General features: G+C 68.5%; 24 protein-coding genes. 9 read left to right on the top strand and 15 right to left on the bottom strand.

What is annotated here, in order from left to right:
- Positions 1-50: 50 nt before the first annotated feature.
- The 4 genes from ABGI63_RS14595 to ABGI63_RS14580 are packed head-to-tail and all read right to left on the bottom strand — an operon-like array spanning position 51 to position 2,889.
- Positions 51-803: an amino acid ABC transporter ATP-binding protein gene (locus ABGI63_RS14595; RefSeq protein ID WP_349743120.1), complete on the bottom strand. Its 753-nt coding sequence runs from the start codon at positions 801-803 to the stop codon at positions 51-53.
- On the bottom strand, positions 787-1,440 hold the full coding sequence (locus tag ABGI63_RS14590; protein WP_137942123.1) for an amino acid ABC transporter permease: 654 nt from the start codon (positions 1,438-1,440) through the stop codon (positions 787-789). The genes ABGI63_RS14595 and ABGI63_RS14590 overlap by 17 nt, the downstream gene beginning before the upstream one ends.
- A complete protein-coding gene (locus ABGI63_RS14585) occupies positions 1,433-2,101 on the bottom strand; it encodes an amino acid ABC transporter permease (protein WP_349743183.1) in 669 nt (222 codons plus the stop codon). The genes ABGI63_RS14590 and ABGI63_RS14585 overlap by 8 nt, the downstream gene beginning before the upstream one ends.
- A complete protein-coding gene (locus tag ABGI63_RS14580; RefSeq protein ID WP_349743119.1) occupies positions 2,101-2,889 on the bottom strand; it encodes a transporter substrate-binding domain-containing protein in 789 nt (262 codons plus the stop codon). The genes ABGI63_RS14585 and ABGI63_RS14580 overlap by 1 nt, the downstream gene beginning before the upstream one ends.
- A gap of 130 nt (positions 2,890-3,019) precedes the next feature.
- On the opposite strand from ABGI63_RS14580, the gene ABGI63_RS14575 reads away from it, so the two are divergent.
- Complete coding sequence (locus tag ABGI63_RS14575; RefSeq protein ID WP_349743118.1) at positions 3,020-3,838, top strand: DODA-type extradiol aromatic ring-opening family dioxygenase; 819 nt, start codon at positions 3,020-3,022, stop codon at positions 3,836-3,838.
- 8 nt (positions 3,839-3,846) lie between these two features.
- Here ABGI63_RS14575 and ABGI63_RS14570 read toward each other — a convergent pair whose 3' ends face one another.
- The 4 genes from ABGI63_RS14570 to ABGI63_RS14555 form a co-directional block, all read right to left on the bottom strand.
- Positions 3,847-4,362 carry a GNAT family N-acetyltransferase gene (locus ABGI63_RS14570; protein ID WP_349743117.1) on the bottom strand — a complete coding sequence of 172 codons (516 nt, stop codon included), beginning with the start codon at positions 4,360-4,362 and terminating at the stop codon, positions 3,847-3,849.
- On the bottom strand, positions 4,355-4,996 hold the full coding sequence (locus ABGI63_RS14565; RefSeq protein WP_349743116.1) for a DUF1294 domain-containing protein: 642 nt from the start codon (positions 4,994-4,996) through the stop codon (positions 4,355-4,357). The genes ABGI63_RS14570 and ABGI63_RS14565 overlap by 8 nt, the downstream gene beginning before the upstream one ends.
- An 81-nt stretch (positions 4,997-5,077) precedes the next feature.
- Positions 5,078-6,763: a DEAD/DEAH box helicase gene (locus tag ABGI63_RS14560; protein ID WP_349743115.1), complete on the bottom strand. Its 1,686-nt coding sequence runs from the start codon at positions 6,761-6,763 to the stop codon at positions 5,078-5,080.
- A gap of 420 nt (positions 6,764-7,183) precedes the next feature.
- Positions 7,184-9,217 (bottom strand): helicase-related protein, encoded by a 2,034-nt coding sequence (locus ABGI63_RS14555; RefSeq protein ID WP_349743114.1) that lies wholly within the window; start codon positions 9,215-9,217, stop codon positions 7,184-7,186.
- Between ABGI63_RS14555 and ABGI63_RS14550 the strand changes: the two genes are divergently transcribed.
- On the top strand, positions 9,204-9,800 hold the full coding sequence (locus tag ABGI63_RS14550; protein WP_349743113.1) for a hypothetical protein: 597 nt from the start codon (positions 9,204-9,206) through the stop codon (positions 9,798-9,800). The genes ABGI63_RS14555 and ABGI63_RS14550 overlap by 14 nt on opposite strands.
- On the opposite strand, the gene ABGI63_RS14545 is transcribed toward ABGI63_RS14550, so the two are convergent.
- Both ABGI63_RS14545 and orn read right to left on the bottom strand, forming a co-directional pair.
- Positions 9,770-11,590, bottom strand: coding sequence for a chorismate-binding protein (locus tag ABGI63_RS14545; RefSeq protein WP_349743112.1), 1,821 nt, complete (start codon positions 11,588-11,590; stop codon positions 9,770-9,772). The two genes, ABGI63_RS14550 and ABGI63_RS14545, sit on opposite strands and share 31 nt — an antisense overlap.
- A 9-nt stretch (positions 11,591-11,599) precedes the next feature.
- The gene (orn, locus tag ABGI63_RS14540; RefSeq protein WP_349743111.1) at positions 11,600-12,163 is read right to left on the bottom strand and encodes an oligoribonuclease; all 564 of its coding nucleotides are present in this window, start codon (positions 12,161-12,163) and stop codon (positions 11,600-11,602) included.
- 53 nt (positions 12,164-12,216) lie between these two features.
- Between orn and ABGI63_RS14535 the strand changes: the two genes are divergently transcribed.
- Genes ABGI63_RS14535 through rsgA form a run of 3 tightly spaced genes read left to right on the top strand, consistent with a single transcriptional unit; the run spans position 12,217 to position 14,746 of the window.
- Positions 12,217-13,506 (top strand): M48 family metallopeptidase, encoded by a 1,290-nt coding sequence (locus ABGI63_RS14535; protein ID WP_349743110.1) that lies wholly within the window; start codon positions 12,217-12,219, stop codon positions 13,504-13,506.
- 2 nt (positions 13,507-13,508) lie between these two features.
- A complete protein-coding gene (locus tag ABGI63_RS14530; RefSeq protein ID WP_269840202.1) occupies positions 13,509-13,841 on the top strand; it encodes a 4a-hydroxytetrahydrobiopterin dehydratase in 333 nt (110 codons plus the stop codon).
- A complete protein-coding gene (rsgA, locus tag ABGI63_RS14525; RefSeq protein WP_432767422.1) occupies positions 13,796-14,746 on the top strand; it encodes a ribosome small subunit-dependent GTPase A in 951 nt (316 codons plus the stop codon). The genes ABGI63_RS14530 and rsgA overlap by 46 nt, the downstream gene beginning before the upstream one ends.
- A gap of 3 nt (positions 14,747-14,749) precedes the next feature.
- Here the strand turns inward: rsgA and ABGI63_RS14520 are convergent, their stop codons facing one another.
- From ABGI63_RS14520 to ABGI63_RS14510, 3 genes are all read right to left on the bottom strand, one after another.
- A complete protein-coding gene (locus ABGI63_RS14520) occupies positions 14,750-15,022 on the bottom strand; it encodes a hypothetical protein (protein ID WP_349743108.1) in 273 nt (90 codons plus the stop codon).
- 18 nt (positions 15,023-15,040) lie between these two features.
- Entirely contained in the window at positions 15,041-15,793 is a 753-nt protein-coding gene (locus ABGI63_RS14515) for an SDR family oxidoreductase (RefSeq protein WP_349743107.1), read from the bottom strand.
- Positions 15,794-15,868: 75 nt separating this feature from the next.
- The gene (locus ABGI63_RS14510; protein ID WP_349743106.1) at positions 15,869-16,906 is read right to left on the bottom strand and encodes a 6-phosphofructokinase; all 1,038 of its coding nucleotides are present in this window, start codon (positions 16,904-16,906) and stop codon (positions 15,869-15,871) included.
- A 76-nt stretch (positions 16,907-16,982) separates the two neighbouring features.
- Here ABGI63_RS14510 and ABGI63_RS14505 point away from each other — a divergent pair, with 76 nt between their 5' ends.
- Positions 16,983-17,405, top strand: coding sequence for a response regulator (locus ABGI63_RS14505; RefSeq protein ID WP_349743105.1), 423 nt, complete (start codon positions 16,983-16,985; stop codon positions 17,403-17,405).
- Between the two features lie 25 nt (positions 17,406-17,430).
- Here the strand turns inward: ABGI63_RS14505 and ABGI63_RS14500 are convergent, their stop codons facing one another.
- Positions 17,431-19,476 carry a M3 family metallopeptidase gene (locus tag ABGI63_RS14500; RefSeq protein ID WP_349743104.1) on the bottom strand — a complete coding sequence of 682 codons (2,046 nt, stop codon included), beginning with the start codon at positions 19,474-19,476 and terminating at the stop codon, positions 17,431-17,433.
- Positions 19,477-19,600: 124 nt separating this feature from the next.
- A complete protein-coding gene (locus tag ABGI63_RS14495) occupies positions 19,601-20,260 on the bottom strand; it encodes a hypothetical protein (protein WP_349743103.1) in 660 nt (219 codons plus the stop codon).
- 124 nt (positions 20,261-20,384) lie between these two features.
- Between ABGI63_RS14495 and ABGI63_RS14490 the strand changes: the two genes are divergently transcribed.
- The 3 genes from ABGI63_RS14490 to ABGI63_RS14480 are packed head-to-tail and all read left to right on the top strand — an operon-like array spanning position 20,385 to position 23,892.
- The gene (locus ABGI63_RS14490; protein ID WP_349743102.1) at positions 20,385-20,945 is read left to right on the top strand and encodes a YaeQ family protein; all 561 of its coding nucleotides are present in this window, start codon (positions 20,385-20,387) and stop codon (positions 20,943-20,945) included.
- Positions 20,946-20,992: 47 nt separating this feature from the next.
- Positions 20,993-23,038 carry a prolyl oligopeptidase family serine peptidase gene (locus ABGI63_RS14485; RefSeq protein ID WP_349743101.1) on the top strand — a complete coding sequence of 682 codons (2,046 nt, stop codon included), beginning with the start codon at positions 20,993-20,995 and terminating at the stop codon, positions 23,036-23,038.
- Positions 23,038-23,892: a DUF924 family protein gene (locus tag ABGI63_RS14480; protein ID WP_349743100.1), complete on the top strand. Its 855-nt coding sequence runs from the start codon at positions 23,038-23,040 to the stop codon at positions 23,890-23,892. Before ABGI63_RS14485 ends, ABGI63_RS14480 begins: the two co-directional genes overlap by 1 nt.
- The last annotated feature ends 3 nt before the right edge of the window (positions 23,893-23,895 follow it).

The following is a 23,895-nucleotide window of genomic DNA, read 5'->3' as shown; positions in this document are numbered from 1 at the left end:
GTGACCAATGTCGCAGCCCGGCCGCCCGGCTGCGGCGCCCGCGCAACGCTTCAGTGCAGCGCCGACAGGAACTGCTTGAGCTCGGGCGTTTGCGGTGCGCCGAAGATCGCCTCGGGCGGTCCCATCTCGTGGATGCGGCCGGCATGCATGAAGACCACGCGATCGGCCACCTTGCGCGCGAAGTTCATCTCGTGCGTGACCATCAGCAAAGTCATGCCCTCGTCCGCCAGGCTCTCGACCACGCGCAGCACCTCGCCGACCAGCTCCGGGTCCAGCGCCGAGGTGATCTCGTCGCACAAGAGGATGCTGGGCTGCATCGCCAGCGCGCGCGCAATCGCGACACGCTGCTGCTGGCCACCGGAGAGCTGGTCCGGGAAGGCATCGAACTTCTCGGCCAGGCCGACCCGCTCCAGCAGCTGGCGGGCCTGACGCTCGCCCTCGGCCGTGCCCTGCTTCTTGACCAGGCTGGGCGCCAGCATCACATTGCGGCCCACGCTGAGGTGCGGGAACAGATTGAAGCTCTGGAAGATCATGCCCACATGCTGGCGCAGCTCGCGCATCGCACGCGCATTGCCATGCAACAGCGGCAGGCCGTCGACCAGCAGCTCGCCCTGCTGGAACTCCTCCAGCCCGTTGACACAGCGCAGCAGCGTGCTCTTGCCCGAGCCGCTCTTGCCGATGATGGCGATCACCTCGCCGGGCTCGACCTCCAGATCGATGCCCTTGAGCACCTCGTTGGCGCCGTAGGACTTGCGCAGCGCGCGGATGCTGGCGGCGGGGGTGTGATCAGTGCTTGTTGACATTCAATTTCCTCTCCAGCGAGCGGGCATAGAAGCTCACCGGGAAACACAGCGAGAAGTACATCAGCGCGACGCAGCTGTAGACCAGAAAGGGCTGGAAGGTGGCATTGCTGATCATCGTGCCGGCCTTGGTCAGCTCGACAAAGCCGATCACCGAGGCCAGCGCCGTGCCCTTGATGACCTGGACCAGAAAGCCCACCGTCGGCGCGATCGCCATGCGGCCGGCCTGCGGCAGCACGATGTGGCGCAGCTGCTCGCCAAAGCTCATCGCCAGGCTTTGCGCCGCCTCCCACTGCCCCTTGGGCACGGCCCGCACGCAGCCCTGCCAGATCTCGGCCAGGAAGGCGCTGGTATAGAGCGTCAGCGCCAGCGCGGCCGCCGTCCAGACCGAGGTCTCGAAGCCCAGCAGCGCCATGCCGAAATAGGCCAGGAAGAGCTGCATCAGCAAGGGCGTGCCCTGGAACAGCTGCACATAGCCGCCGACCAGCGCCTGGGCGCCGGGCCAGCGCGCGGTGCGCGCCACCAGCAGCGCCAGGCCCACCAGGCCGCCGCCGACAAAGGCGATCAGCGACAGCACGACGGTCCAGCGCACGGCCATCAGCAGATTGCGGACGATGTCCCACAGACTGAACTCAACCACGGCGATGTCCTCCGAACAGAAAGCGCGGCCCCAGCCAGTTCAACAGGCTGCGCAGCGCGATGGCCAGCAGCAGATAGATGGCGGTGGCGACGATGAAGGACTCGAAGGCGCGGAAGTTGCGGCTCTGGATCAGGTTGGCGGCGTAGCTCAGCTCCTCGGTGGCGATCTGGCCGCAGACGGCCGAGCCCAGCATCACGATGATGATCTGGCTCACCATCGAGGGCCAGACCCGGCGCAGCGCCGGCGGCAGCAGCACATGGAGGAAGACCTGGGCCCGGCTCAGCGCCAGGCTCAACCCGGCCTCGGTCTGGCCACGCGCGGTCGACGCGATGCCACCGCGCACGATCTCGCCGGCATAGGCGCCCAGATTGACCACCATCGCGATCACCGAGGCGGTCTCCGGCGTCAGCTTGACGCCCATCGCCGGCAGGCCGAAGAACACGAAGAAGAGCTGAACGATGAAGGGCGTGTTGCGGATCGCCTCCACATAGCCGGTCGCCAGCCAGCGCAGCGGCGCCGGCCCGTCCAGCCGCGCCCAGGCGCAGGCCACGCCCAGACCCACGCCCAGCAGCGCCGCGATCGCGGTCAGGCCCAGGGTCCAGGCCACCCCGGTCAGCAGCAGCCGCCACTCGGCCAGGACGGCCAGGAAGTCAAATGTGATCACAGCGGCAGATCACCGGCGCCACGGCCCAGCCACTTCTTGGACAGGGCCTCGATGCTGCCGTCCTTCTTGGCCGCCGCGATGATCTCGTTGACCTTGGCCAGCAAGGCATCCTCGCCCTTGGCCACGCCGATGAAGCAGGGGCTGTCCTTGAGCAGCAGCTTGTACTCGGCACCCAGCTGCGGGTTGCGCTGCGCCATCAGACCGGCGGCCGAGGCGCTGGTCGCGATCAGCTGGGTCTGGCCGGCCACATAGGCGGCCACCGTCGCGTTATTGTCCTCGAAGCGCTTGATCTGCAGGCTGGCCGGCGCCACCTTGCCCAGCTCCTGGTCTTCCATCGCGCCGCGGGTCACCGCGACGGTCTTGCCGGCCAGATCCTCCCAGCTCTTGACCGCCATGGCCTTGGGGCCGAACACGGCCTGGTAGAAGGGTGCATAGGCGGCGCTGAAATTGATCACCTTCTCGCGCTCCGGGTTCTTGCCCAGGGTCGAGATCACCAGATCGGCCTTCTTGGTCTGCAGATAGGGAATGCGGTTGGCGCTGGTGACCGGCACCAGCTCGAGCTTGACGCCCAGCTTGGCGGCGATCAGCCGGGCCATCTCGATGTCCAGGCCTTGCGGCGCCATATCGGTGCCGACGAAGCCGTAGGGCGGGTAGTCGGTCGGGATCGCGATATTGATCTGCTTCTTGGCCAGGATGCCGTCCAGCGCGGTCTGCGCCTGGGCCGACAATGCACCAAAAAGTGTCACGAGGGCCAGGCTGGTGTGCAAAAAGGGGCGGCGTTGCATGCAATGGACTCCGGGTTGGTGATGACTGTCACAAGCTTGTGCAAAAGCCATGCCACGGCTTTGGATTTTTTGAACGCTGTGATCAATCGCCGCCAGCCTCTGGCGCCGCCGCAAGGCCCACACTGAGGCCATGGCCTCAACCCGACTTCCCACCTACTTCCTGTCCCATGGCGGCGGCCCCTGGCCCTATATGGACGGCCCCTTCCGCGAGAACTTCCATCAGCTGGAGGCCTCGCTGAAGGCCATCCCGGCCGAGCTGGGCCGCAAGCCGCGCGCGGTGCTGATGATCTCCGGGCACTGGGAGGCGCAGCAGTTCAGCCTGATGGCGGCCGAGCGGCCGACCATGGTCTATGACTACGGCGGCTTCCCGGCCCACACCTATTCGATCCGCTACCCGGCACCGGGCGACCCGGCGCTGGCCAGGCAGGTCAAGTCCTTGATCGAGAACGCCGGCCTGCCCAGTGCAATGGATGAGCAACGCGGCTTCGACCATGGTGCGTTCACGACCCTGTTCCCGATGTACCCCGAGGCCGAGGTGCCCGTGGTGCAGCTGTCCATGCTGCAGGGCTACGACCCGGCCACCCATCTGGCGCTGGGCCGGGCGCTGGCGCCGCTGCGCGACGAGGGCGTGCTGATCATCGGCAGCGGCCTGAGCTATCACAATCTGCGCGCCTTCGGCCCGGCGGCCAGGACGGCCTCGGGCCAGTTCGACGCCTGGCTGCAGCAGACCCTGTTGCAGACCCCGCCGGCCGAGCGCAGCGCGCTGCTGACGCAGTGGGGCGCGGCGCCGGCGGCCCGCCAGGCCCATCCGCGCGAGGATCACCTGATCCCGCTGATGGTGGCGGTCGGCGCCGCCGAGCAAGAAGCCGGCGCGCTGATCTATCACGAGAGCGCCTTCATGGGCGGCGTCACCGTCTCGAGCTTCCGCTTCGGCGCCCTGCCCGGCTGACGCTGGGCTCAGGCCAGCGAGCGCTGCATGAAGCGGGCCTCGGGCCCGAAGCTGGCCAGCTTGGCGGCCAGCGTGGCCGAGAGCTGCTGCAGCGAGGCATAGCCCTGGCGCTGCCAGAACGGCTCGGAGCCCTGCACGGCGACCAGGCCCAGGGTCTGCAGTCCCAGATCGCCGGCCCGGCGCTCCAGATGCTCGACCAGGCGGCGTGCCAGCCCCAGCGAACGGCCGGCCGGCGCCACGGCCAGGTCGTGCAGATAGAGCAGGCGCGGCTCGGCCGGCAGCGTCAGGCTTTGCGCATTCAGCGCCGGCAGGCTGTCGTGGCATAGCGGCAGGCCGACCAGATAGGCCAGCGGCTGCTCGCCGCGCCAGGTCATCCAGCAGGTCCGGTAAGGCTCGGCGGCGCGCAGCTTGGCGGCGAAGGCCTGCGCATCCTCCAGAAAATCGGCGCCATAGCACTGCGCCTGCAGGGCCAGCACCGCCGGCACATCGGCCGCCGACAGCGGCCGCAGAACGATCTCAGACATTGAAGAGCACCAGTAACTGCACACCAAGCGGCGTGAAGATCAGCACAAAACCCAGCACATTGACGATCACCGTCAGCCAGAACAGGCGCAGGAACTCCGGCTTGTTGGACTTGTGGCGCAGGATGTGCTGGGCCAGCAACGCGCCGGGCCAGCCGCAGGCCAGGGCCAGGCCATGCAGCGTGCCCTCGGCGACCCGCCACTGATTCAGGCGCGCGGCCCGCTTGTCGCCGGCGTAGACGATGAAGGTCGCCAGGCTCATCGCCAGATAAGCACCCCACAGCGCACGCGGCAGCTCGAAGGCCAGCTGACAGATCAGCACCAGGGCCGCAAAGCCCGGCACCAGCCACAGGCTCAGGCCACGCCGGGCCTCGCGCCGCGAACGCTCGCGCTCCAGCGCGGTCGGTCCGGCCGGGGCCGCCGGCCTGGGCTCCAGGCTTTGCACCTTCAGCGCGCGCGGCTTGCCCTGGGCGTCCTCGCCCGGCTGATAGCTCAGACGTTCGCCGACAAAAGGCCGGCGTGCGCGCAGACCAAAGGCCTTGATATGGACGAAGAGCTTGGCCCCCCCGGCGTCCGGGGCGATGAAGCCATAGCCCTTGACGTCGTCCCACTGGATCAGTTTTCCGTTCGCTCGCATGCTCGGGCGGCACTGTGCCACAACAGAATCGAAAAAGCCCGCTTGCGCGGGCTTTGCTTGCTTCAGCGAGTTCGGGACGAATTAACGACCGAAACCGCTGCGGCGGGGCGCGCCGGCCGGTGGGCCGCTGCGCTTGGGGCCGCCGGGGCCGCGGCGATCGCCACCAAAGGACGGGCGCTCGCTGAAGCCGGCACCACCGCGCGGCTCGAAGTTGCCGCCCGAACGGGGAGCACCATCGCGCGGGGCGAAATCACGGGCCGTGAAATTCGGCTTGTTGCCGAAGCTGGGCTTGCCGCCAAAGGCCGGCTTGTCGCCATAGCTCGGGCGGTCGCCACGCGGGGCGAAGTTGCGGTCGGCATTGTTGCCACGGAACTCGCCGCGCGGCTCGAAGCCTTCCGAACGCGGAGCCGCATCGCGGTGCTGGAAAGGCTTGCCGCCTTCACGGGCGAACGAGGGCTTGGGGCCGTCGCGATGGAAGGGCTTGCCACCACCAAAGGTCTTGCCGCCGCCACCGAACTTGTTGCCCCAGGCCGGGCGGCTGCCACGGTCCTCGAAACCACCACCGGCACCGGCCGGGCGCGGCGGGAAGATGCGCGGTTCTTGCGTCTTCGGCTCCAGGCCGGCGATCTGCGCCACCGGGATGGTCTGGGTCGTGAATTGCTGGATGCGGCGGATCATCGACACATCGTCACGCACGGCCAGGGTCACGGCCAGGCCGGCGCGGCCGGCACGGCCGGTGCGGCCGATGCGGTGCACATAGTCCTCGGCCTTCATCGGCAGACCGTAGTTGATGACGTGGGTGATGGTCGGCACGTCGATGCCGCGGGCGGCGACATCGGTGGCCACCAGCACGCGCACTTCACGACGGCGCAGCGCCATCAGCACCCGGTTGCGACGGCCTTGCGGCATGCCGCCGTGCAGCGGCGCGACCGAGTGGCCGATCTCCTGCAGGCGCTCGGCCAGCCAGTCGGCATCGCGCTGGGTCGAGGTGAACACCACGGCCTGGTCCAGCTCGGGCTCGGCCAGGATGGCTTCCAGCAGCTGGTCCTTGTGGTTGTTGTTGTCGGCCCAGTGCAGGCGCTGGGTGATGTTCTCGTGGGTGTCGGTGTGCGAGGCCACATCGACGCGCAGCGGGTCACGCAGCAGGTCATGGGCCAGGCGGCCGACGTGGCCGGCGAACGTGGCGCTGTACATCACGGTCTGGCGGGCCGCCGGGATGCGCTCGGCGATCACCTTGATGTCGTCGATGAAGCCCATGTCCAGCATGCGGTCGGCTTCGTCGAGCACCAGCATCTCGACATTGTCGAGCACGGCCTTGCCGGACTGCAGATGGTCCAGCAGACGGCCGGGGGTGGCGATCAGGATGTCCAGCGGGCCGGACAGCTGCTTGATCTGCAGCGCATAAGGCATGCCGCCCAGCACGGTGGACAGCTTCAGGCCCGGCACATGGCGGCCGTAGGTCTGGGCAGCCTTGGCCACTTGCATGGCCAGTTCGCGGGTCGGGGTCAGCACCAGGATGCGGGGGCCGAAGACCTTGCCCTTTTCGCGGCGGGTGTTGTTGTCACCGCGGGTGTCCAGGATCTTCTGCAGCGCCGGCAGGATGAAGGAGGCGGTCTTGCCCGAACCGGTGCGCGAGGACACCATCAGGTCCTGGCCATTGAGGCCCGGCGGGATCGCCTGGGCTTGCACTTCGGTCGCGGTTTCGTAGCCGGAGTCTTTCACGGCGCGCAACAGGGACTCGTGCAGGCCTAGATTTTCAAAGCTCATATCTTCTTTCAACAAAGCCGTGCCCTGCCCCGGTCTTGGCGGGACAAAAGCACGCGCCTGCCGCGCCAGATCAATAGGGCGCGGTCAAGCCAGTAAAGTCGCTGGGAGAAAGCTCGCGTCGCACACCTTTTTTTCGCGCAGCTCAAGAGATGAGCCAGGCCTGGTGCGGCGCCGGGGAACAGTCATAGCGACGGCATCGCCGCCGACCGAACCCGAAGGGTGCTCAGCGCGTCGTATGAAGCCCGGTGGCGATCACCGGATACGGCCTGAACGTGGTCAGAGGAGACGAACGAACCGTTGCAGACAGCGCTGCAACGAAGCCGCGACTATAGCACGCTAGGGAAAGTACTAGCAAGCGCGACTTGACTATTTGTCGGCGGGGCGGCGGTTCGCGTGAAGATCACACGCCGCCCCGCGCCATCACATCAGCTCAAGCAGGGCCACCAGCGCCTGCATGAAGCGCTGCAAGGCCTCGCCGCCCAGCAGCTGCAGGCTGAGGTCGCCGTCCAGACTGCAGGCCGGCATCTCCGGCCAGCTGTCCTGCAGCGCCAGCATCGCGCTCTCGATGCCGCCCTGGGCCAGCAGCTGCAGCAGCGGCAGGCCATGGGTCTCCTCGCCGGCCACCAGGCCCAGGCGCTGCTCCAGCAAGGCCTCGCCCCAGGGCAGTTCCAGACTGATCAGGCCCACGCCGCTCACGCGCAGATCCAGGCCGGCACCGGCCGCATCGCTGCACAGCAGCAGCGGGCTGCGCGAGTCCTCGCGCCAGCGTGCCGCCTGCGAGCGGCGTTCGGCCAGGCCGGTGGCGGCCGACAGCTGCACACAGGGCAGACCGACGGCCTGCAGCCTTGCGGCCAGCAGGGCCAGACCATCGTCCCACTGGCTGCAGACCACCAGCTTGCTCGCGGCCCCGGCCAGCAGCTCGCGCGCCAGCGCCAGCACCGCATCCAGACGCGGCGCCGGCCCCTCCGCGGCCGCATCGGTCAGCGCCGGGCTGATCGCCAGACGGCGCAGCGCCTGCAGGCCGCGCAGCAGCTGCAGCTGCTCCGCATCGGCCAGATAGGCACTGCGCTGCCAGCGCGCGACGCTGCGACGCAGCGGCGCCAGCAACGCGGCCTGCAAGCCTTGCTGCTGCGCACTCAAGGGCTGGGCCCGCAGCTGCACCAGGGCCGGCGGCAACGCCAGCTCGCTGCCGGCGCGGCTGAGCATCACCCGCTCCAGGCTCTGTGCCAGCCGAGCCGGCGCGGCCAGGGCCAGCAGCTGCCCCTGGGCGTCGTGGCGCAGATGGCGCTCATGCAAGGCCGCCAGCGCGCCGCTGCGCCGGTGGTCGAGCAGCTCGACCAGGCGCAGCAGGGTGGCCGGCTGCTCCTGCGGCAGCTGGCTGGCCAGCAACAGCAGGAAACCTTCCGGCAGCTGCTGCAAGCGGGCCACCGCGCCCTCGCCCAGGCGCTGGGCCTCGTCGACGATGACCAGCTCGGGCGCCCAGGCCTGCAGCGGGGCCAGGTCTTGCTCCAGCGCGCCCAGGGCGGCGATCTTGATCTCGGCCGGCGCCTGCCATTGCTGGGCCCGCTGTGCGGCATCGCCCCAGACCAGGCTCGCGCTGCGCGTGCTCAGCGACTGCGCCTCCGCCAGCCAGCGGCTCTGGGCCGACTCGGCGCACAGCAGCAGCACACGTTCGACGCCGAAATGGCGCTGCATCAGCTCGGCCGCAGCTAGGCCGGTCGGCTGCATGCCCAGCTGCAGATCGTCGGCCACCAGGGCGCGGCCGGCGCAGGCCGCGAACAGGGCGGCTTCCAGCTGATGCTGGGGCAAGGGCAGCTTCAGCAACTGGCGCAGGGCCGGGCTGGCCATGCCTTGCTGGTAGGCCTCGGCCAGGCGCAGCATGCGCTGGCGGGCGTCGCGGCCCTCGGCCAGCTGAGTCCACACCGCGTCATCGACACGCAGCTCATGCCCATGCTGGGCGGCCAGTGCCAGCAGGCCCGGCAAGGCATCGCCCTGCTGATCCTGCGGCAGCGCGATCAAGGCCTCGGCGGCCTGGCGCAGCGGAGCCGGGCAGTGGCGGCCGGCATGCCAGTGCAGCTGGCGACGCAAGCCGTATTGCAGCCACAGCTCGCTGTGCTCGGTCTGCCAGCCCTCGACCAGCGCGGCCTGGCCCTCGGCATCGTCCTGCAAGGCGAGCAGCGCAAAGCCCAGATGCTCGCAGCTGCCTTGCTGGGCATAGCCCGCGCAGCTGCAGCTGGCCGCCGACACCCCGCCGCCACGCAGCAACACCTGCCAGCGCTGGCCGGTGGCCAGCAGCTCGACCTGCTGCGGGCTGCCGAACCAGGGGCCTTGGCGATGCAGCGCAAAACGGGCGGGCGGGGCCGGCGGCGGTGCAACAGGCGCGGGCGCTGCGGGCTTGCGGGCCACCGGCTTGGCCGCTGCCTTCTTCTTGGCGACGGGCTTGATTGCCTCCACGACCGGCTCGGGCGCCACGGGCGGCTTGGCCACTGATTTTTTGGCCGCAGGCTTCGCCGCGACCTTCTTGGCCGGAGCGCTCACCGCGGGCTCGACTGCGGCGGCCTTCTTGACGGTGGCCTTTTTGACAGCGACCTTTTTGGCCGGCTCCTTCTTTGCGGCCGCTTTCTTTGCGGGCGCAGCCTTGGCCAAAGGTTTCTTGGCCGCAGGTTTCTTGGCCGCAACGGGCGCCGGCACCGGTTCGGCCTTCTTGACCGTCTTCTCTGCGGCCGCCTTCGCAACCGCCTTCACAACCGTCTTCACGGTCTTGGTCGCGGCTTTGCCGGTCGTCTTGACTGGCGCGGCCGGCGTCTTCTTTGCAGCCGGTTTCTTCTCGATGGCTGCGGCCTTCTCAACCGTTTTCACGGCTGCGGTGGTCTTCTTGGCTGCGGCCTTGACAGCGGCTTTTTTAGCCGCCGTCTTCTTGACCGGCGCCGTCTCGGCAACAACAGGGGTGGCGGCGCTCGCGGTGCGGCGCGTCTTCGGTGGCGTGGCCATGGCTATGAATGAGGTTCAGGGTTGGACGGCAGAGCTGCCATCGTGATCGGGACGGAGCATGCGCGCCGGGCACCAGCCGCGCAAGCTGTTGAAGAAAGCCAGCGCCTGAGCGCGGGCCAGATCGGTCTTGAGCAGCCGGGCCTCATGCAGACGGCCCTGCTGCAGCAGTTCTTCGCGCAGCACGCCGGGCAGCAGCCCGGCCGCCAGGCGCGGCGTCAGCCAGCGGCCGTCGAGCTGCAGCGCGATATTGCCGAAGCTGCATTCGGTCAGCTCGCCGTCGGCATTCCACAGCAGCATATCGAAGGCCTCGGCCGGCTTGGCCGCCGCGAAGGCCTCGTAGGCCTCGCGGCGGGTGGTCTTGTGCTGCAGGAACTCGGCGCCCGGGCCATCGGTCGTGATGGCCGTCGTCGCCAAGGCCAGGACTACCGGCAGCGGTGTCGGCGCCAGCGGGGCGATCTCGGTGACGACACGTCCCTGCGCGTCGCTGCTCAGCCGCACCCGCCACTGGCCTTGATCATGGCGCTCGGCCAGCCGGGCCAGCGCCTCGCGCACCGCGCCCTGCGACAGCCGCAGGCCGAAGTGCTGGGCCGTGCGCTGCAGACGGGCCAGGTGGCCGGCCTGGCGCGGATAGTCGCCCTCGGACAGCAGCAGGGTTTCGAGCGCCGCGATGGGGCGCTGGGCGCGCAGCAGGAAACGGGTCTTGGCGCGCCATTCGGCCACCTCGGCGGCCGGCTGCGAGTCCAGCGTGATGCCGCTGCCGATGCCGCATTGCAGCGTACCGTCGGGCCGCTGCTCGACCGTGCGGATAGGCACATTGAAGGTGGCCGCCCCGCCCGGCTGCAGCAGGCCCAGCGCGCCGCAATACCAGCCGCGTGCCGCGGGCTCCAGCTCGGCAATGATCTGCATCGCCCGTACCTTGGGCGCGCCGGTGACGCTGCCGCAGGGAAACAGCGCGGCGAACAGCTCGGACAGCTTCAGGCCCGGGCGGCTGACCGCGGTGACCGTCGAGGTCATCTGCCAGACGGTGGGCAGGCCGTGTAGCTCGAACAGGCGCGGCACCCGCACCGAGCCCAGGCTCGCGACCCGGCTCAGATCGTTGCGCAGCAGGTCGACGATCATCAGGTTCTCGGCGCGTTCCTTCTCGCTGGTGCGCAGATAGGCTTGCGCGGCCTCGTCGCTGGCGCGGTCATGGCCGCGCGGCGCCGTGCCCTTCATCGGCTGGGCCCCGAGCAGCCAGGTGTGGCGGGTATCGGGCAGCGGCCGCCAGTCGAAGAACAGCTCGGGCGAGACACTGGCCACGCCCTGCCCGCTCGCGCCGCGCAGGAATAGCGAGAAGCCGCCCGGCTGGGCCGCATGCAGGGCCAGGAACAACTCAGCCAGATCAACGCCCTCCGCCAGCGCGGCGTTCAGGCGGGTCGTCAGATTGACCTGGTAGCAATCGCCGCTGCGTATCCATTCGCGGATGCGCTCGATGTCGGCGCGCGAGCGGGCCTCGTCCTGGCGGTCCAGCCAGTCGCCGCAGAGTGCCCCCGCAGCGCCGGCCTCGGGCCAGGGCTGGGGCGCTTCGGTGTAGACCGCGAACTCGGCCAGCGGGCCGCCCGCCGCATGGGTCTGCAGCGCGCCGTCAAGCGCGCCGGCCGCCTCGTAGCGCAGGCCGCCCAGCACCCAGGCGCCGGCGCGCGCGGCCGCATGGGCGGCGTCCAGCACGGCCGGCAGCTCGGCCGCGCTGGCGGCGCGCAGCCAGCGCTCGGGCGGGGCGTCAAAGGCGCCACGCAGACGTTCGCCGTCCTCTCGCGCCAAGGGGTGGCGCGGGAAGTCAAAAGCGGCCCAGAGCACGGAACTCTCTCAGAGGCTCAGCAGATGCTCGCGGTAATAGACCAGCTCGTCGATGGACTCGTGAATGTCGGCCAGCGCGGTGTGCGCCTGGGCCTTCTTGAAGCCTTCGATGAGGCCGGGCTTCCAGCGCCGCGCCAGCTCCTTCAGGGTCGACACGTCCAGATTGCGATAGTGGAAGAAGTCTTCCAGGCTGGGCATGTAATTGGCCAGGAAGCGGCGGTCCTGGCAGATGCTGTTGCCGCACATCGGCGATTTGCCGGCCGGCACATACTGTTTCAGGAATGCGATCACCTCGGCGGCGGCCTGCTCCTCGCTGACGGTCGAGGCCTTGACCCGGTCGATCAAGCCGCTCTTGCCGTGCGTGCCCTTGTTCCAGTTGTCCATCGCATCCAGCGTCGCGTCGCTCTGGTGGATCGCGAACACCGGGCCTTCGACGCGGGTCGTCAGATTGGCATCGGTGACGACCACGGCCACCTCGATGATGCGGTCGCGATCGGGGTAGAGACCGGTCATCTCGAGATCGATCCAGATCAGGTTTTGCTCGTGGCTGGCCAGGGTGGCGATATCACTCATTGGGATTCCTCGTCTTTGTCGGCGCATATTGTCGCAGCCCTACACTTCAGTCCATGTTCCCGTTCCAACTCCCTCCCATCCACCCGACCGCGCTGAGCCTGGTCTTTGCTGCCGCGCTGCTGCTGTCGCTGGCGCTGAAGCTCTGGCTGTCGACCCGCCAGGTGCGCCATGTGATGCGGCACCGCGACCAGGTGCCGGCCGCCTTTGCCGCCACCGTGCCGCTGGCCGCGCATCAGAAGGCCGCCGACTACACGGTGGCGCGCAGCCGTTTCGGGCTGCTGGCGATGGCCTTCAATGCCGCCGTGCTGCTGGGCTGGACCCTGCTGGGCGGGCTGGACGCGCTGAATCTGCGGGTCTATGCATGGGTGGCGCCGCACTGGGGTGGCATGGCCTACCAGCTGGCGCTGCTGCTGGCCTTCAGCGTGATCGGCGCGCTGCTGGACCTGCCCTTCGAGCTCTACAACACCTTTCGCATCGAGCAGCGCTTCGGTTTCAACCGCATGAGCTGGCGGCTCTATCTGGCCGACGCCGCCAAGAGCGCGCTGGTCGGCGCGCTGATCGGCCTGCCGATCGCGGCGCTGATCCTGTGGCTGATGGGCGCGGCCGGCGGGCTGTGGTGGTTGTGGGCCTGGGGCGCCTGGATGGGCTTCAATCTGCTGATCCTGGTGCTCTACCCCACCGTGATCGCGCCGCTGTTCAACAAGTTCGAGCCACTGGCCGACGAGGGTCTGCGCAGCCGGGTCGAGGGCTTGATGCAGCGCTGCGGCTTCGCCGCCAAAGGCCTGTTCGTGATGGACGGCAGCCGCCGCTCGGCCCATGGCAATGCCTACTTCACCGGCATCGGTGCGGCCAAGCGCGTGGTCTTCTTCGACACGCTGCTGCAGCGCCTCAGCGGGCCCGAGGTCGAGGCGGTGCTGGCCCACGAGCTGGGCCATTTCAAGCACAAGCATGTGCTCAAGCGCATGGTCCTGATGTTCGCCTTGAGCCTGGCCGGCTTCGCGCTGCTGGGCTGGTTGTCGCGCCAGCTGGGCTTCTACCTGGCCTTCGGCGTGCAGCCGAATCTGGCGGCGCCCAATGACGTGCTGGCCCTGCTGCTCTTCATGCTGGTGCTGCCGGTGTTCGGCTTCTTCTTCACGCCGCTGGCCAGCCGCCTGTCGCGCAAGGACGAGTTCCAGGCCGATGCCTATGCCTGCGCCCAGGCCAGCGGCGCCGATCTGGCCGCCGCGCTCTTGAAGCTGCACGAGGACAATGCCGGCACCTTGACGCCGGACCCGGTCTACGCGCGCTTTTACTACTCCCACCCGCCGGCCAGCGAACGCCTGGCCGCGCTGCAGACGACATGACCATGAATCTTCTTCTTGCCCAATGCACGCCCCAGCGCGAGGCCCTGCCGCTCGAACAGCTGGCCGACTGGCTGGCACAGACGCCCGGCTGGGCCGCCGACACCGAGCACAAGGTGATCGGGCGGCGCTTCGATTTTGAGAACTTCTACCAGACCATGGCCTTCGTCAACGCGGTGGCCGAGATCGCCCATGCGCAGGACCATCACCCGGAGATGATGGTCGGCTTCGATGCCTGCACCGTCAGCTTCAGTACCCATTCGGCGCAAGGCCTGACCCCCAACGATTTCATCTGCGCCGCTCAAGTGAGTGCCCTGCCCGAGGCCACGGCCGGATGAGCAAATTCAACGCGCTGGACCTCGGTCTGGTGGTGCGCGGCCACGGCCGGCACTACATCGTCGAAGACGCCGACGGCCGTCGCCTGGTCTGTCATCCGCGCGGCAAGAAGAGCGACTGCGTGGTCGGCGACCAGGTGCGCTGGGCACCGTCGGGTTCGGACGAGGGGGTGATCGAGGCCGTCGAGCCGCGCCGCAATCTGCTGTTCCGACAGGACGAGTGGAAGACCAAGAGTTTCGCCGCCAATCTCGATCAGCTGCTGATCCTGGTCGCGGTGGAGCCGGTGTTCAGCGAGAGCCAGCTGTGCCGCGCACTGATCGCGGCCGAGAGCGCCGGCATCGCGGTGCGCATCGCCTTGAACAAGACCGACCTGCCGGGCACCGAGCAGGCCCGCGAACGCCTGCTGCCCTACCGCGAGATGGGGCTGGAGGTGATGGAGGTCGCGCTGAAGGCCGACCCGGTCGGCTCCAGCGCCCTGCTCTCGCCCTGGCTGGAAGGCAAGCGCACCTTTGTGCTGGGGCCTAGCGGCACCGGCAAAAGCACGCTGATCAATCTCTTGATCCCCGATGCCAAGGCGCAGATCGGCGAGATCTCGCAGGCGCTGAATTCGGGCCGGCACACGACGACGACGACGCAGTGGTACTGGGTCGACGCACAGCGCCAGACCGCGCTGATCGACTCACCGGGCTTCCAGGAATTCGGCCTGCAGCAGATCACGGCCGAACAGCTGCCGCTCTTGATGCCGGACCTGCGCCGGCATGCCGACCACTGCCGTTTCTACAACTGCACCCACCAGCATGAGCCGGACTGCGGCGTCCGTGCCGCCGCCGCGGCCGGTCTGATCAGCCCCTCGCGCTTCCGCATCTATGGCGAGATCCTGCAGGAGCTGGGCGCCAAGCGCTGGTGAGGCTCAGGGCTCCAGCCGCGGCTGCGAGGGCTTGACCTCGCGCACCTCGACATCGACGACCTCGCCCATGGTCCTGGCTGCGGCACCACGGCGGAACTGCTGGCGCGCACGGGCAAAGCCCGAGACATCGATGACGGGCTTGCGGCCCCGCACCAGACTCCACAGCATCAGGCCCAGCATCGTCACCAGGGCCACGGCCATCAGGCCCAGCACCAGCACGACGGTGGCGACCGCGAGCAGCAGACGCAGGGCAAACGTAACAACAGCAGACAGCAAAACCTATCCTTTACGAAGTCAACCGCGGCCGACAAAGGGCATCTTCGTCGCCATCACGGTCATGTTCTGCACATTGGCCTGCAGCGGCAGGCCGGCCATATAGAGCAGCGCGCTGGCCACATGGGCCACATCCATTGTCGCCTCGACGGCGATCTCGCCGTTGGCCTGGCGCACGCCCTGGGTCATAGGCCGCGCCATCTCGGTCAGCGCATTGCCGATATCGAGCTGGCCGCAGGCGATGTCGAACGGCCGGCCGTCCAGCGACAGCGATTTGGTCAGACCGGTGATCGCATGCTTGGTCGAGGTGTAGGGGGCGGAATTGGGACGCGGCGCATGGGCCGAGATCGAGCCGTTGTTGATGATGCGGCCGCCCTGGGGCTGCTGGGCCTTCATCAGACGAAAAGCCGCCTGGGCGCAGAGGAAGCTGCCGGTCAGGTTGACGTCGACCACCGCCTGCCATTGCTCGAACGGCAGCTCGTCGATACAGACGCCGCGCGCCGACATGCCGGCGTTGTTGAACAGCAGATCGAGCCGGCCGAACGCTTCACGGATGCGCTCGAAGGCCAGGGCCACCGCCTGCGGCTGGCTGACATCGGTGGGCAGCAGCAGATAGCGCTCGGGCGCCGCCGCGGCGGTTTCCTCCAGCGCCTCCATGCGCCGGCCCAGCAGGGCCACGCGGTAGCCGGCGCCGGCCAGGGCCTGGGCGCAGGCCCGGCCGATGCCGCTGCCGGCGCCGGTCACGGCGGCGAATTTTTGCGTTGGAGCTGTCATCGCGAAATCGATCAGGCTGGCGGGATTGCAGGGCCAGATGATGGCATCAATTGAAAACCGGTGCTGCCGGCGCCCTCAGGGATTGGCCAGCACACCCAGGCAACGCGCCGCCTGCATCAGCTCATGATCGAGCGGCACCAGGCGGCTGGCCCCGGCCACATCGGTCAGGCTCACGGCCACGCAGCGATCACCCTGCAGGGCCACCATCTGCCCATGGCGGCGCTGCAGCACCAGTTGCGCCGCCTGCACGCCGAAGCGGGTGGCGAGCACCCGGTCGAAGGCGGTCGGTGCACCGCCGCGCTGCAGATGGCCCAGCAAGGTGTAGCGCAGCTCGGCCTCGGGGCCCAGGCGCGGGGCCAGGTCTTGCATCAGCCGCTGACCGACCGTCTCGCCCGCGCCCGCGCTCTCGCCTGCGGCGGCGAGCTTGACGCCCTCGGCCACGCAGACCAGCGCATAGCCCTGCTCGCGGCTGCGCCGCTCGCACAGCGCGGCCAGCGCCTGGCCGTCATAGCCCAGCTCGGGCAGCACGATGGCGTCGGCACCGCCGGCCAGCCCGCCCTCCAGCGCGATCCAGCCGGCATGCCGGCCCATGGTCTCCAGCACCATCACGCGGCCATGGCTGCGCGCCGTGGTGCTCAGCCGCTCCAGCGCATCGGCCACCACCGCCACCGCGCTGTCGAAGCCGAAGCTGCGCTCGTTGTGCATCAGATCGTTGTCTATGGTCTTGGGCACGCCCACCACCGGCACGCCCAGGCGCGCAAAGCGCTCGGCGATCGTCATCGTGCCGTCGCCGCCGACGGCCACCAGCACCTCGATGCCATGGCGCTGCAGGCAGTCCAGCGCCCGGGCCGAGCAGTCGGCACCGCCGGCGCCGAAATAGGCAAAGGGATCGGCCCGGTTGTGGCTGCCCAGCACGGTGCCGCCCTGGTTGATCAGGCCGCGCAGCCGGGCGGCGTCGAGCGGCTGCACCCGGTCTTCCAGCAGGCCCAGAAAACCCTGCCGTATGCCGCTGACGCGCACGCCGCCGGCCTCGGTCAGCGCCAGGGTCAGCGCCCGTATCACCGCGTTCAGGCCCGGGCAATCTCCACCGCCGGTCAGAATTCCCACATGCATGTCATCACTCCCACGAATGGATCCATGCTGCCACGTCAGGCGCTACATTTGTAGTCGTAGCCCCGGAGACCCGCGAGTGACAGAGTTCAGCCCCATCAGACCCATCCCCTCTGGCCAGCCTGCCGGCGCCGGCAAGCTGCTCTATATCGAGGACAACCCGGTCAATCAGCTGGTGGTGCAGGAGTTGGTGGCGCAGCGTCCGCTGCTCCAGCTGGTCTGCGAAGAGGATGGTGGCCGCGGTCTGGCGCGCGCACGGACCATGCAGCCGGACCTAATCCTGTTGGATATGCAACTGCCCGACTTCAATGGTTACGAGGTATTGCAGCTGCTGCGCGCCGATGCGCAGACCGCCGCCATCCCCTGCATCGCGCTGTCGGCCAACGCGATGCCCGAGGACATCCGGCGCGCCCGCGAGGCGGGCTTCACCGACTACTGGACCAAGCCGATCGACTTCAAGGCCTTTCTGAGCGGGCTGGACGCCCGCTTCGGCAAGGCCTGAAACCGATCCGCCCGATCCCGGTCGATCAGGCCGGCAGCAGACCCCGGCCCCGCAGCATCGGCGCCACCACCGCATCACGACCCCGGAAGGCCCGGTAGGCCTCGCGCGGCTCGCGGCTGTTGCCGCTGGCGTAGATATGGTTCAGCAGGGCCTGCGCGACCTGGGGGTCGAAGGGGCTGCCCGCCTCGACAAAGGCCTCGTAGCCATCGGCATCCAGCACCTCGGCCCACATATAGACGTAGTAGCCGGCGGCATAGCCGCTGCCGGCGAACAGGTGCTGGAAATGCGCCAGCCGGTGGTTCATGCCGATTGCGGCCGGCAGGCCGTAGGCCGCCATGGTCCGGGCCTCGAACTCGGTGATGTCCGGGCCTTGCTCGTCGGTCAGCGAATGCACGGCCATGTCGACCAGGGCGCTGGCGGTGTAGCGCACCGTCTCATAGCCCTGGTTGAACAGCTCGGCGGCCTTCAGCTTGGCCAGCAGCGCGTCGGGGATCACCGCGCCGGTCTGGTAGTGGCGGGCATGCTTCCTCAGCACCTCGGGCTCGCTCATCCAGTGCTCGAACAGCTGCGAGGGCAGCTCGACAAAGTCGCGCAGCACCTGGGTGCCCGACAGGCGCTCGTACTCGACATTGGACAGCAGGCCGTGCAGGCCATGGCCGAACTCGTGGAACAGCGTGCGGGCGTCGTCGAAACTCAGCAGCGTCGGCTCGCCGGGCGCGCCCTTGGCAAAGTTGTTGTTGTTCAGGATCACCGGGATCGCGCCGATCTCGTTGCGGGCCTGCCAGCGCAAGGCGTTCATCCAGGCGCCGCTGCGCTTGGTCGCGCGGGCGAAGTTGTCCTGCAAAAAGACGCCGCGCGGCGCGCCGTCGGCCCCCTGCACCTCGTAGACCTTGACATCGGCGTGATAGCCGGCGACCTCGGGCTTGGCGACGAAGCGCAGGCCGAACAGACGGCCGGCGCAATCGAACAGGGCCTGCACCATCGCATCCAGCGGGAAGTAGGGCTTGACCTCGGCCTCGTCGAGATCGTAGCGGGCCTTGCGCACCTTCTCGGCATAGAAGCGCCAGTCCCAGGCCTGCAGCTCGAAGCGGTGGCCCAGCGAAGCCATCATGCCTTCAAGCAGCTGGCGCTCGCCCTCGGCGGCGGCCTTGGCCGGCTCCCAGACCTGGGTCAGCAGGCCCTGCACCGCCGCGCGTGTGCCGGCCATGGTGTCGGCCAGCGCATAGTCGGCATAGCAGGCATGGCCGTGCAGGCGGGCCTGCTCGTTGCGCAGGCTCAGAATCTGCTGGGCCACCGCGCGGTTGTCGGTCTCGCCGGCTTTTTCCCCGCGGCCCACCCAGGCGCGCCAGGCCTGCTCGCGCAGATCGCGGCGTTCGCTGAAGGTCAGGAAGGGCACGATATGCGAGCGCGACAGGGTGATCGCATGGACGCCCTCGCCCAGGCCACGATCGACGGCGGCCTGGCGCGCGGCGGCACGCACGAAGTCCGGCAGACCGGCCAGCTCGTCCTCACCCTGCAGCAGCAGCTGATAGCCGCTTTCGTCGGCCAGCACGTTCTGCGCAAACAGCGTGTGCAGCTCGGCCAGGCGCTCGACCACCTGAGCATAGCGGCGCTGCGACTCGCCCTGCAGCTTGGCGCCGGCGCGCACAAAGTCCAGATGCACACGCTCCAGCAGGCGCAGCTGCTCAGGCGCCAGGCCCAGGGCCTGGCGTTCGGCATGCAGCGCGTCCACGCGCTTGAACAGCTCGGCATGCATATAGACGGCATTGCCATGCGCGGCCAGCGGGGCGGCCAGCGCACGCTGGGCGGCCTGCAGCTCGGGCGAGGTGGCCGAGGCGGCCAAGGTGTAGAACAGATGCTCGAGCCGGGTCAGCAGGCGGCCGCTGCGGTCGAACGCCGCCAGGGTGTTCTCGAAGCTCGGCGTGGCGCTCTGCTGGGCGATCGCATCGAGCTCGGCGCGGTGCTCGGCCAGCGCCGCCTCGAAGGCCGGCGCGAAATGCGCGGCCTCGATCCGGGCAAAAGGCGGCAGGCCGTAGGGGGTGTTCCAGTCTTGCAGCAGGGGGTTGCTCATGCCTTGTCTCACTGTGATGGCGGCAGGGGTGGCGCCGCCATGGTGTTGTTGGGGTGGCGCGATTGTAGAAACGGCGCCAGCCCGGTGGGGGTGGCGCCGTTCAAAAACCGTGCGGTCCGGTGACTTACTTCAGGCCCAGCTCTTTCTTGACGGCGATCTCGTCGGCCTCGTCATAGGGCTTCTTGCTGCAGTCTTCCTTCCAGTCGTCGACCTTGTCCAGATGCGCTTCGGCGCGGGCCTGCAGGGCCTGGGTATCGGCATTGTGCTTCTCGACCTTGGCGTCGAAGGCCTTGGCGTCGGCGCTGTACTTGGTCTTGCTGGCGTTGAAGGCATCGATCCGGGCGTCGTGCGCGGCCGCCTTGGCCTTGTAGTCGGCCAGCACCTTCTCGGCGTCCGGGCGCTCCATCTTGGGCAGTTGGGCCTTGATCACTTCCTGGCCCTTGATCAGCTCTTCGCGTTCGGCCTTCAGCTCGGCGCCGGTGGTGGTCAGCGCGGTGCCCTGCTGGGTCAGCTCTTCCTTGGACTTGACCATCTCGGCACGCTCCTGGGCATTCGCGGCCTGGGCGGCCTTGATGTCCTTGGCGTCGGTCTCGTTCTTGTCGAAGGTCGTCAGGCAGGCGCGCAATTCATCGCGCGTCATCAGCTTCTGCTTGGGTTTCTCGACGACGGGGCGGCTGACCTTGTTGTTCTTGGGGTCGACCTTGGCGTTCGGATTGGCCGTCTGGGCCAGGGCCAGCGCGGGCAGCAAGGCGGCAATGCAGGCGGAAAGCAGGAATCGTTTCATGGCAGGACTCTTCAGCGCGGGGGTGAACACAGCGGCACCGGCTCGGCGGCGCCAGGGCGGCATCATGCCATGCTGGGCAACAAGCCCGATAATCCGCCGCTTTGCCGCTCCCGAGACTCCCGATATGGCGCTCAAAGCCACCATTCACAAAGCTCTTGTGCAGATCGCCGACATGGACCGCCATGTCTACGGCGACCACAACCTGACGATTGCGCGCCATCCTTCGGAGACCGACGAGCGCATGATGATCCGCGTGCTGGCGTTCGCGCTGCACACGCCGGCCGATGATCTGAACGGCCGGCTCGAGTTCACCAAGGGCCTGTCCGATGTCGATGAACCCGACCTCTGGCAGCTCAGCCTGACCGGCGAGGTCCTGCACTGGATCGACCTGGGCCAGCCCGATGACCGCCGCCTGATGAAGGCCCATGGCAAGGCGAACAGGGTCACGGTAATCGGCTTTGCCAGCAGCACGCCGGTCTGGTGGGCCGGCATCGAGACCAAGCTGACGCGCGCGCCGCGCCTGTCGGTCTGGCAGATCCCCTACGAACAGTCGCAGGCCCTGGCCCGGCTGGCCGAGCGCAGCATGCAGCTGCAGGTCAGCGTGCAGGACGGCGGCATCTATGTCTCGACCGCGCAGGCCTCGGTCGAGATCACGCCGATCGCCTTGAAGGTGGCCACCGAATGAAGGCACTGCTGTTAGCCTGCGGGCTTGTTCTGACTTCCTTGCACACCATGGCTCAAGACACGGACCCCTATCAATGGCTTGAAGAGGTGCAGGGCGAGCGCGCGCTGGCCTGGGTGCGCGAGCGCAATGCCCAGAGCCTGAAGACGCTGCAGGCGCGCCCCGAGTACGCCGGCATCCGCCGCGATCTGCTCGATGTGCTGAACGCCAAGGACCGCATCCCCTTCGTCAGCCGCAAGGGCGACTGGCTCTACAACCTCTGGCAGGACGAGCAGCACAAGCGCGGCCTGTGGCGCCGCACCAGCCTGGCCGAGTACCGCAAGCCCGAGCCCCAGTGGGAGACCGTGCTGGACCTCGACGCACTGGGCCAGGCCGAGGGCGAGAGCTGGGTGTTTGCCGGCGCCAGCTGCCTGGCGCCCGACTACCGGCGCTGCCTGCTGTCGCTGTCGCGCGGCGGCGCCGATGCCCGTGTGGTGCGCGAATTCGATCTGGTCGACAAGCGTTTCGTGGCCGGCGGCTTCACGCTGCCCGAGGCCAAGAGCCAGGTCGAGTGGATCGATGCCGACACGATTTACGTCGGCACCGACTTCGGCCCCGGCTCGCTGACCGACTCGGGCTATGTGCGCATCATCAAGCGCTGGCAGCGCGGCACGCCGCTGAGCGAGGCCAGGACCGTGTTCGAGGGCGTGGCCAAGGATGTGGCGGTGTCGGTCAATGTCGACCAGACGCCGGGCCATCCCCGCACCCTGTTCACCCGCGCGCTGGATTTCTACAACCAGCGCAGCTTCCTGCTGCAGCGCGAGGACAAGCTGCTCGCGCTGGACCTGCCCAGCGATGTGCAGGAGCAGTTCTGGGGCGAGCGCCTGATCCTGAGCCTGCGCAGCGACTGGACCGTTGGCGGCCAGACCTACCCGGCCGGCGCACTGCTGCTGACCGACGCGGCCGCCTATCTGCGCGGCGAGCGGCGCTTCCAGACCCTGTTCACGCCGACCCCGACGCGCTCGCTGGCCGGCTACAGCCTGACCCGCTCGCACCTGATCCTGAACATCTCGGACCAGGTGGCCAGCCGGTTGGAGGAATGGGACTTTTCCGGCGAGCTGCCCAAGCACCGCCCCGTGCAGGCGCCCTTCCCCGGCACGCTGAGCCTGGCCAGCCTCTACGACAGCGAGCTGCCCAGGGACGAACTGGGCGACCGCTACCTGCTGAACTACGCCGACTTCCTGACCCCCGACACCCTGTTCCTGGCCCGGGCCGGCAGCGATGCGCGCGAGGCCCTGAAGAGCCGCGAGCCCAAGTTCAAGTCCGAGGGCATGCGGGCCGAGCAGTTCTTCGCCAAGAGCCGCGACGGCACCGAAGTGCCCTACTTCGTGATCTGGCCGGCCGGTGCCACCGCCGACGGCAAGAACCCGACCCTGCTTTACGGCTACGGCGGCTTCGAGGTGTCTATGCAGCCCTGGTACTCGGGCGGCTTCGGCCGCGCCTGGTACGGCAAGGGCGGCGTGCTGGTGCTGGCCAATATCCGCGGCGGCGGTGAGTTCGGCCCGACCTGGCACCAGGCCGCCACCAAGGCCAACAAGCAGCGCAGCTACGACGATTTCATCGCGGTGGCCGAGGACCTGATCGCACGCAAGATCAGCAGCCCGCGCCATCTGGGCATCATGGGCGGCAGCAATGGCGGCCTGCTGGTCGGTGCCACGTTTGTGCAGCGCCCCGAGCTGTTCAATGCGGTGGTCTGCCAGGTGCCGCTGCTGGACATGCGCCGCTACCACACGCTGCTGGCCGGCGCCTCCTGGATGGCCGAGTACGGCAACCCGGACGATGCGGCCGAGTGGGCCTTCATCTCGAAGTACAGCCCCTACCAGAACGTCAAGCCGAGCACGAAATACCCCAAGGTCTTGTTCACCACCTCGACCCGCGATGACCGCGTCCACCCCGGCCATGCGCGCAAGATGGCCGCGCTGATGCAGGCCCAGGGCCATGAGCTGCTGTACTACGAGAACATCGAGGGCGGCCACGGCGGCGCGGCCGACAACGAGCAGCGTGCCACCTTGCAGGCGCTGGAATACAGCTATCTGTGGCAGCAATTGGGGCGCTGATGAACACGCTGGACATTCGACACAACGAGCCCGCCCAGCGCTTCGAAGCCCGGGTCGACGGGCTGAGCTGCGAAGTCGACTATCTGCGCGAGGGTGAGCGGCTGATCATCACGCACACCGGCACCGATGCGGCACTGCGCGGCCGCGGCCTGGCCGGCCAGATGGTGGCCCATGTGCTGGCCTGGCTGGCGCCGCAAGGCCTGCAGCTGGTGCCGGCCTGCAGCTATGTGCAGACCTATCTGGCCCGGCATCCGCAGTGGCAGCGGCTGTGCGAGCCGGCCGCCGTGCAGGCGGTCTTGAACTTCTGGTTCGGCCCGCTCGGCTCGGCCGAGGAGGGCCAGGTCCGCAGCGTCTGGTTCCAGAAGAACGAGGTCTTCGATACCGAGATCGTCCAGCGCTTCGGCGCGACGCTGCAGGCCGCGCAGCAAGGCGGGCTGAGCCACTGGCGCGCGACGCCGCTGGGCCGGCTGGCCCTGATCTTGGTGCTGGACCAGTTCAGCCGCAATGCCTTCCGGGGCCAGGCCGCCGCCTTTGCCGGCGATGCGTTGGCGCTGCAGCAGGCCCTGGGCCTGCTGGACAGCCCGGCCTATGCCCGCCTGAGCAGCCTGCAGCGCTGGTTCGTGCTGATGCCGCTGGAACATGCCGAGGACCTGGCCCTGCAGCAGCGCTGCGTGCGCGAGTTCGAGGCCTTGGCGGCCGACGATGCCCGCCTGGCCGGCGCGTTGGACTATGCGCGGCGCCATCTGGACGTCATCGCGCGCTTCGGCCGTTTCCCGCATCGCAATGCGGCGCTGGGCCGCAGCAGCACCGCCGCCGAGCAGGACTATCTGGCCCAGCCCGGTGCCGGTTTCTGAGTC

It is taken from the genome of Roseateles cavernae, assembly GCF_040187885.1.
GTDB lineage: Bacteria > Pseudomonadota > Gammaproteobacteria > Burkholderiales > Burkholderiaceae_C > Roseateles_E > Roseateles_E cavernae.
The sequence above is the reverse complement of the archived record's forward strand: the minus strand, read 5'-3'. Positions and strand labels throughout refer to the sequence as shown.

Excerpts from the sequence above, each read along its gene's own strand:
- ABGI63_RS14565 (WP_349743116.1), bottom strand. The coding sequence starts at position 4,996 with ATGCGAGCGAACGGAAAACTGATCCAGTGGGACGACGTCAAGGGCTAT.
- ABGI63_RS14515 (WP_349743107.1), bottom strand. The coding sequence starts at position 15,793 with ATGACAGCTCCAACGCAAAAATTCGCCGCCGTGACCGGCGCCGGCAGC.
- ABGI63_RS14495 (WP_349743103.1), bottom strand. The coding sequence starts at position 20,260 with ATGAAACGATTCCTGCTTTCCGCCTGCATTGCCGCCTTGCTGCCCGCG.
- ABGI63_RS14530 (WP_269840202.1), top strand. The coding sequence starts at position 13,509 with ATGAATCTTCTTCTTGCCCAATGCACGCCCCAGCGCGAGGCCCTGCCG.
- ABGI63_RS14560 (WP_349743115.1), bottom strand. The coding sequence starts at position 6,763 with ATGAGCTTTGAAAATCTAGGCCTGCACGAGTCCCTGTTGCGCGCCGTG.
- ABGI63_RS14500 (WP_349743104.1), bottom strand. The coding sequence starts at position 19,476 with ATGAGCAACCCCCTGCTGCAAGACTGGAACACCCCCTACGGCCTGCCG.
- ABGI63_RS14575 (WP_349743118.1), top strand. The coding sequence starts at position 3,020 with ATGGCCTCAACCCGACTTCCCACCTACTTCCTGTCCCATGGCGGCGGC.
- ABGI63_RS14570 (WP_349743117.1), bottom strand. The coding sequence starts at position 4,362 with ATGTCTGAGATCGTTCTGCGGCCGCTGTCGGCGGCCGATGTGCCGGCG.
- ABGI63_RS14510 (WP_349743106.1), bottom strand. The coding sequence starts at position 16,906 with ATGCATGTGGGAATTCTGACCGGCGGTGGAGATTGCCCGGGCCTGAAC.
- ABGI63_RS14480 (WP_349743100.1), top strand. The coding sequence starts at position 23,038 with ATGAACACGCTGGACATTCGACACAACGAGCCCGCCCAGCGCTTCGAA.
- ABGI63_RS14580 (WP_349743119.1), bottom strand. The coding sequence starts at position 2,889 with ATGCAACGCCGCCCCTTTTTGCACACCAGCCTGGCCCTCGTGACACTT.
- ABGI63_RS14535 (WP_349743110.1), top strand. The coding sequence starts at position 12,217 with ATGTTCCCGTTCCAACTCCCTCCCATCCACCCGACCGCGCTGAGCCTG.
- orn (WP_349743111.1), bottom strand. The coding sequence starts at position 12,163 with ATGAGTGATATCGCCACCCTGGCCAGCCACGAGCAAAACCTGATCTGG.
- ABGI63_RS14595 (WP_349743120.1), bottom strand. The coding sequence starts at position 803 with ATGTCAACAAGCACTGATCACACCCCCGCCGCCAGCATCCGCGCGCTG.
- ABGI63_RS14490 (WP_349743102.1), top strand. The coding sequence starts at position 20,385 with ATGGCGCTCAAAGCCACCATTCACAAAGCTCTTGTGCAGATCGCCGAC.
- ABGI63_RS14485 (WP_349743101.1), top strand. The coding sequence starts at position 20,993 with ATGGCTCAAGACACGGACCCCTATCAATGGCTTGAAGAGGTGCAGGGC.